Source organism: Streptomyces sp. PH10-H1, from assembly GCF_030063355.1.
In the GTDB taxonomy this organism is placed as follows: Bacteria; Actinomycetota; Actinomycetes; order Streptomycetales; family Streptomycetaceae; genus Actinacidiphila.
In genome coordinates, this window is sequence record NZ_JASISZ010000150.1 from 1 (window position 1) to 7,026 (window position 7,026).

The window sequence follows — 7,026 nt, forward strand, 5'->3', positions numbered from 1 at the left end:
CCTCCCCCTGTCCTACGCCCAACAACGACTCTGGTTCATCGACAAACTCGACCAGACAAACGGGACCTACAACATCCCTCTGGCGGTCCGGCTCTCCGGGCCGTTGGACCGCCAGGCGCTCCAGGCGGCGCTCGGCGACGTGGTGGAGCGCCACGAGAGCCTGCGCACCGTCTTTCCCGAAGACGGCGGCAAGCCTTGGCAGGAGGTACTGGCTCCCGCCGACGCCCGTCCGGAGCTGCCGGTCACCCTCGTTGACGCGGCCGGGCTCGACGCGGCGCTGCACGCCGCGTCGGCCGAGGGCTTCGACCTGTCCGCCGAGATACCGCTGCGCGCACATCTGTTCGCGCTCGGCGCCATGGACCACGTCCTGTTGGTGGTCCTGCACCACATCGCGGGTGACGGATCGTCACTCGCCCCGCTGGCCCGGGACCTGTCGGCGGCGTACACCGCGCGCCTCGCGGGTACCGCACCGGGCTGGCCGGCCCTGCCGGTCCAGTACGCCGACTACACCCTCTGGCAGCGCGAACTCCTCGGCGGCGAACAGGACCCGGACAGCCCGATATCCCACCAACTGGCCTACTGGACCGGCCAGCTTTCCGAGCTGGCCGATGGGGTGATGCTCCCGACCGACCGGCCTCGACCCCCCGTCGCCAGTTACCGCGGCGACATCGTGAGTTTCCGCCTCGACCACGGGCTGCACCGGGACCTGCTCGCGCTCTCGCGCAGCTGCGACGCCAGCCTGTTCATGATCCTTCAGGCGGGTGTGGCAGCCCTGCTGCACCGCCTGGGTGCGGGGGACGACATTCCCCTGGGCACGCCGCTCGCCGGCCGCAACGACGAGGGGCTGGACGGACTGGTCGGGTTCTTCCTGAACACCCTGGTGCTCAGGACGGACCTGTCCGGCGGCCCGTCCTTCGCCGAGCTGGTGGCCCGTGTCCGGGAGACCGCTCTTGCCGCCTACGCCCATCAGGACCTGCCGTTCGAGCGCCTGGTCGAGGTGATCAACCCTGACCGGTCGCTGGCCCGGCACCCGCTGTTCCAGGTCATGGTCACGCTGCAGAACACCGAGGTCGCCACGGTGACCTTCCCCGGTCTGGACGTCAGCGAACTGCCCCACGTCAGTACCGGCGCCAAGTTCGACCTGTTCTTCCACCTGACCGAGCGGCACGCCGAGGACGGTACACCGGCCGGCATCGACGCCCAGCTCGAGTTCAGCACCGACCTCTACGACCGGACGACCGTTGAGCGGATGGCCGAGCGACTGGTGCGCTGTCTGGCCGAGGTGGCCGCCAGGCCCGAGCGTCCGATCGGGCACCTCAATGTGCTGGATCCCGCGGAGCGCGAGCAGGTCCTGGTGCGGTTCAACGACACAGACCGTGGGCTCGCACAGGCCGACCTGCCGGAGGCCTTCGCCGCGCGGGCCGCGGCTGCTCCGGGTGCCACCGCCCTGATCCATGGCGATCAGAGGCTGAGCTATGCGGAGCTGAACGACCGCGCCAACCGGCTCGCCCACCACCTGATCGCCCAGGGCATCGGGCCCGAGCAGTTCGTCGCGGTGCTGCTGCCCAGATCCGTCGAGCTCGTGGTCGCGCTGCTGGCGGTCCTGAAGACCGGTGCCGGCTACCTCCCGATCGACCCCGAGTACCCGGCGGAGCGGATCGACTTCGTACTCGCCGACGCCCGGCCGGCCCAGGTGCTGAGCAGCGTCGAGCTCTCGGGCGGGCGTCCCTGGCTGCGGCTGGACTCGGTCGAGACCGCTGGTCTGATCGCCCAGCGCCCGCGGACCGATCCGACCGACCTCGACCGGGTGCGCCCGTCGGCCCTCGGCCACCCCGCCTACGTCATCTACACCTCCGGATCCACCGGCCGCCCCAAGGGCGTCGTGGTGCCTCGAGGAGCGCTGGTCAACTTCCTCACGGGCATGGACGACTGCTTCGGCCTGGAGGCCGGGGACCGACTGGTCGCGGTCACCACGATCGCCTTCGACATCGCCGCGCTCGAACTCTGGCTGCCGCTGCTCAGCGGAGCGGCAGTCGTCCTGGCCGACCGGGACCAGGTGCTGGACCCGGCGCGGCTCGGCGAGCTGATCACCCGGCAGCGGGCCACCGTCATGCAGGCCACCCCCTCCCTCTGGCAGGCGCTGCTCGACGGGTTCCCGGAGGGTGCGCGCGGGTTGCGGATGCTGGTCGGCGGCGAGGCCCTGCCAGCCCTTCTGGCGGCCCGGATGCGTGAACTGGCCACTGAGGTCACCAACCTGTACGGGCCCACCGAGACCACCATCTGGTCAACCGCTGATCCGGTCACCGGGCAGCCGGGCGCGCCCGCCATCGGTCGGCCGATCGCCAATACTCAGGCGCTGGTGCTGGACGCGGGCCTCCAGCCGGTGCCGGCCGGCGTGGCCGGTGAGCTCTACCTGGCCGGTGACGGTCTGGCCCGAGGCTACTGGCGACGGCCCGGTCTGACCGCCGAGCGCTTCGTCGCGAACCCCTTCGGCGCGCCGGGCTCGCGGATGTACCGCACAGGGGACCTCGCCCGCTGGGACGCCACGGGCCGACTCCACTACCTCGGCCGGACGGACCAGCAGGTCAAGATCCGCGGGCACCGCATCGAGCTGGGCGAGATCGAGAGCGCCCTGGCCGAGCACCCGCAGGTGGCCCAGGTCGCAGTGGTTCCCCGGGAGGACCGGCCCGGAGCGGTCCAACTGGTCGCCTATCTGGTGCCCGCAGCGGTGCCGGAGGAGGTCCGCGACTCGGCGACCGAGCAGCAGCAGGTCGACCAGTGGCAGGAGGTCTACGACTCCCTCTACCGGGAGGAAGTACCGGTCGGCGAGCTCGGAGCGAACTTCGCGGTGTGGAAGAGCGCCTACGACGGGCAGCCCATCCCGTTGGCGGAGATGCAGGAGTGGCGGGCCGCCGCCGCGGAGCAGATCCTCGCCTTCCAGCCCCGCCGGGTGCTCGAACTCGGCGTCGGAAACGGGCTGATCCTGGCCGAGGTCGCCCCGCGGTGCGAGGCGTACTGGGGGACCGATTTCTCCGCCGAGGCCATAGAGACCTTGCGCCGTGAGGTCGCCGATGCCGGTCTCGCCGACCGCGTCGAGCTGCGTACCCAGGCCGCAGATGTGACCGACGGTCTCCCGGTCGGCTTCTTCGACACGGTAGTCATCAACTCCGTGGTGCAGTACTTCCCCAACGCCGGCTACCTGCTTGACGTCCTGCGCGAGGCGGTACGGCTGGTCGCCCCTGGCGGGCGGGTGTTCGTCGGCGACGTGCGGAACCTGCGGCTGCTGCGCTGCCTGCGCACCGCAGTCGAGTTGCGGCACCCGCGCACGGTCAAGGACGGTTCCGGCGTCCGGCAGGCGGTCGAGCAAGCCATGGCGTCCGAGAACGAACTCCTCCTCGACCCGGACTTCTTCGCCGTGCTCCCACGCGCGGTCGACGGCATCGCCGACATCGATGTGCTGGTCAAGCGCGGCCGGTCGCACAACGAACTGACCTGCTACCGCTATGACGCGGTCATCCACACCGGCCGGCCCACCGAGAGGCCGTCCGACCCGCCGGTCCCGGTACTGACCTGGGGCGCGGACATCGCAGGCCTGGACGCGGTCGCCGACCGGCTGTCCGGCCGGCGTCCCGGCCGTCTGCGGATCACGGGCGTTCCCAACGGCCGCCTGACGCAGGAGATCGAGGCCATGCGCGCGCTGGACGAGGGGCGCCCGGTGAGCGGTACGGCCGGAGAAGGCATCGACCCCGAGCTGTTCCACCGGCTCGGCGAGGAGCACGGTTACCAAGTGGCGGTGACCTTGACCGCCACCTCCGCCGACGGCAGCCTCGACGTGGTACTCACAGACACCGCGGCGGCCGATCTGCCCACGGCCCCGGCGTACCTGCCCGGATCGGTGCAGCGGGCGGTGCTTGCCTCCTTCGCCAACGACCCGGCGGCCGCGCGCAGGCTCAGCGCCCTGTCGGGGGCACTCCGTGCCCACCTGGCCGGACAACTCCCCGAGTACATGGTGCCCGCTGCCTTCGTACCGCTCGACGCCTTCCCGGTGACCCCCAACGGAAAGCTGGACCGTCGTGCGCTGCCCGCGCCGTACTTCGGGGCCGGCGCCTCGGACCACGGCCCGCGCACGCCGGCCGAACGGCTCCTTTGCGAGCTGTTCGCCACTGTCCTCGGTCTGCCGAGGGTCGGCATCGACGACGACTTCTTCCGGCTGGGCGGCGACAGCATCAGCTCCATCCAGGTGGTCAGCCGGGCACGGACGGCGGGCCTCGACATCACACCCCAGGACGTCTTCCTTCGGAAGACCGTCGAGGCGATCGCCGCTTCGATGCCGGCCTGGGCGGGGCCGTCGGACGTCGCGCCCTCCACAGCGGACGACTTGGCCGGCGAGCTCTGGGATCTCCCCTTGGTCTCCGAGAGCGAGATCAACGCGATCACGAACGAATGGGGAGAGTCCTGATGGGCAAGTCGGAGATCGAGGGCGTCCTTCCACTGACGCCGCTTCAGGAGGGCCTGCTGTTCCACGCCCTGTACAGCGAGCAGGGACCGGACGCTTACACCACTCAGTTCGGGCTGGATCTCGAAGGGCCGCTGGACGCCGCGAAGCTGAAGGCGGCAGCGCTGGCGCTACTGCGCAGGCACGCGAATCTGCGAGCCGGATTCCGGCACGAACGGCTCGTCCGGCCACTGCAGTTCATCCCGAGCGTGGTGGATCTGCCCTGGGAGGAGATCGACCTCAGCGGGCTCGACGAGGGAAGCCGGTCCGCCGAGCTGGAGCGGCTGACCGGCGAGGACCGGGTGCTCCGCTTCGACCTGGCCCAGCCGCCGCTGATCCGCTTCACCCTGCTGCGGTCCACCGCGCACCGGCACCGGCTGCTCTTCGCCTGCCATCACATCCTGCTGGACGGCTGGTCCACGCCGGTCCTGGTGCGCGAGCTGTTCCACCTTTACGCGCACCGCGGCGACGACCGGACCCTGCCTCGCGTTACGCCGTTCCGCTACCACCTCGCCTGGCTCGCCCGGCAGGACCGGGCCGCTGCCCAGGAGGCGTGGCGGCTGGCGCTCGCGGGCGTCGATGAGCCGACCCGGATCGCGCCCGCCGGTTCCGGCATCCCGGCCGGCCCGCCGGGCCGGGCCGCCGTGCACCTGCCGGAGTCGGAGACTGCCGCACTGACGGCAGCGGCCAGGCAGTACGGGCTCACCATGAGTACGGTCATCAACAGCCTGTGGGGTCTGCTGCTCGGGCGGTTGACCGGCTCCGACGACGTGGTCTTCGGCACGACTGTGTCGGGCCGCCCGGCGGAGATACCCGGCATCGAGACCATGGTCGGGCTGTTCCTGAGCACCCTGCCGGTGCGGGTCCGGCTGGATCCGTCCGCCTCTCTGCTCGCGTTGCTGCGCACCGTCCAAGAGGAGCAGCTGGGGCTCATGCCGCACCAGCACCTCGGACTGGCGGAGATCCAGCGGGCCGCGGGCCACTCGGAGCTCTTCGACACGTTGACGGTCTTCGAGAACTTCCCCGTCGACCCGGCCGCCCTCGAACTGCCGGGCGGTTTGTCCGTCGCCGGTGTGAGCAGTACCGATGCGACGCACTATCCGCTGACCCTGCTGGGCATCCCGGGCCCCAGGCTCGAGCTCCGGCTGAGTTACCGCGAGGACCTCTTCACTCACCGGCAGGCGCAGGCTCTGGTGGCCCGGCTGGCCCGGCTGGTGGCCGAGTTCACCGCCGATCCCACGCGACGCGTGGGGCAGGTCGATCTCGTGGACGAGGCGGAGCGGCGGCAGCTGCTGGGCTGGGCCCGTCCCGACGGCAACGGGGACGGGGACGTCCTGTCCGGCACGCTGCCCGCGCTCTTCGCCGCCCAGGCGGCCCGGACACCCGACCGGACGGCCGTGGTCTGCGGAGAGCTCTCCCTGACGTACCGGGAGCTCGACGACCGGGCTGAGCGGCTGGCCGGCCATCTGACCGGCCAGGGCGTCGCCCCCGGCGACCCGGTCGCCGTCCTGCTGGAGCGCTCGGCCGCACTGGTGGTCGCGCTGCTGGCGGCCGTCAAGGCCGGAGCGGTGTATGTGCCGCTCGACGCGCGGTGGCCCGAGAGCCGCTTGCGGGCGGCCGTCGCGGACACCCGGGCATCCGTCCTGCTGACCAGCGCCGACCCGCCGGACACCGCGTTCACCGGCGGGCTACGAGTGATCATCCTCGACGCGGAGGGCGGCGCGACCGGTCCGGCCGCCGCGCCCGAGCGCCGGACCGGGGCCGTTGGCCACCCGGACCAGCCTGCGTACGTGATGTTCACTTCCGGGTCCACCGGCACGCCGAAGGGCGTCGCGGTCACCCACCGCAACATCGTGGACCTGGCCCAGGACGGGCGCTTCCGCGGCGGGGCGCACCAGCGGGTACTGCTGCACTCCGCGCACGCCTTTGACGCGTCCACCTACGAGCTGTGGGTACCGCTGCTGAACGGCGGTCAGATCGTGGTCGCGCCCGCCGGACAGCTCGGCCCCGAGGAACTGGAACGGGCCATCGCCGCCTCAGGGGTGACGGCCGTCTGGCTGACGGCCGGCCTGTTCCGGATGGTCGCGGAGGAGTCCGCACGCTGCCTGGCCGGCCTGCGCGAGGTGTGGACCGGGGGTGAGGCGGTGCCCGCCGACGCGGTCCGACGCGTACTCCGGGCATGCCCGGGCATCCGCGTGGTCGACGGCTACGGACCGACCGAGACCACCACCTTCGCCACGAGCTTCGCGCTGGACGCGGCCGAAGAGGTCCCGGCGGCGATCCCGATCGGCCGGCCGCTGGACGGCATGCGGGCGTACGTGCTCGACAGCGGCCTGCGGCTGGCGCCGCCCGGCGCGACCGGAGAGCTCTATCTCGCCGGAGGCGGGCTGGCCCAGGGCTACTGGCGCCGTGCGGGGTTGACGGCGGAGCGTTTCGTCGCTGATCCCTTCGGTGTTCCCGGTGCCCGGATGTATCGCACGGGGGACCTTGCCCGCTGGACCACCGACGACTCGGGCAATCTCGAGTACATC

General features: G+C 71.6%; 2 protein-coding genes and 1 pseudogene. All 3 read left to right on the forward strand.

All coding sequences use genetic code 11. The features are described from left to right. A partial coding sequence (locus QMK24_RS40255) for a non-ribosomal peptide synthetase (protein WP_283471870.1) occupies window positions 1-4,459 on the forward strand: 4,459 nt, incomplete at its 5' end. After that, window positions 4,459-5,778, forward strand: a pseudogene (locus tag QMK24_RS42165) (condensation domain-containing protein); the annotation flags it as partial. The gene QMK24_RS40255 and the pseudogene QMK24_RS42165, both read left to right, overlap by 1 nt. Before the next feature lie 114 nt (window positions 5,779-5,892). Next, window positions 5,893-7,026 (forward strand): amino acid adenylation domain-containing protein (locus tag QMK24_RS42170; RefSeq protein WP_502989174.1); only part of this gene is annotated, 1,134 nt, incomplete at its 3' end.